Genomic DNA, 624 nt, shown 5'->3' with positions numbered 1-624 from the left:
CGTTCCGGTGATCGAAAACCATTCGGACCGCCCGCTCGCGGACCTCTGGTGAATAGGGGGGTGTTCTCTTGGTCATAGCTCCATCCTGTCAGGAGTTGGAGCCTCCGGGAATCCCGGCGCGGTTCAAGCCGCCACCACCCCGTGTTCCTCCAGCAGTCGTGCGGCCAATTCGGGCATGGTGATGGCCGGCCTTGCCTCGACCGTCTGGATCAGGAAGCTCTCGTAAGCCATCAGCTTGCCGCCTCCGGGCGGGCGGCCTTGCCGGGCCGGCGCCGGCGAGCCGGTGTCCCGGGTCCGCCGCACCAGCTTGATGGCGAAGCTCTCGCTGACGTCAAAGTGCTGGGCGGCCGCCCGGCAGGAATGACCCGCCTCGACAAAGTCAGCCACCCGCACCCGAAGATCCAGGGAATAGCAATGACCCATGATCCACCTCCCGTTCCAGCCAGTGAATCACAGATCGCACCAGGCCAAAACCAGGATTCGAATTTCCAGTCCGATGCTCTAGTACTACAGCCGGGCCTTGCGTCGGCGTCGGGTGCGTTTGCGCCAGTGGCATTCGCGCGCCCGCTGCTGATGGCGCCGGCGCCACACCGACCAGTGCTCGACGGCCTCAACCGAAGGCGG

At 65.4% G+C, this 624-nt stretch carries 1 protein-coding gene; it reads right to left on the bottom strand.

Features of this window, described 5'->3' with window-relative positions:
* Nucleotides 1-123: 123 nt before the first annotated feature.
* A complete protein-coding gene (locus FS320_RS44740; protein WP_152718816.1) occupies nt 124-423 on the bottom strand; it encodes an IS630 transposase-related protein in 300 nt (99 codons plus the stop codon).
* Between the last annotated feature and the right edge of the window lie 201 nt (nt 424-624).

Source organism: Microvirga tunisiensis (genome assembly GCF_009296175.1).
GTDB classification, from domain to species: domain Bacteria; phylum Pseudomonadota; class Alphaproteobacteria; order Rhizobiales; family Beijerinckiaceae; genus Microvirga; species Microvirga tunisiensis.
The sequence above is the reverse complement of the archived record's forward strand: the minus strand, read 5'-3'. Positions and strand labels throughout refer to the sequence as shown.

Bases quoted from the DNA above. Each gene is read 5' to 3' on its own strand.
- FS320_RS44740 (WP_152718816.1), bottom strand. From the start codon at position 423: ATGGGTCATTGCTATTCCCTGGATCTTCGGGTGCGGGTGGCTGACTTT.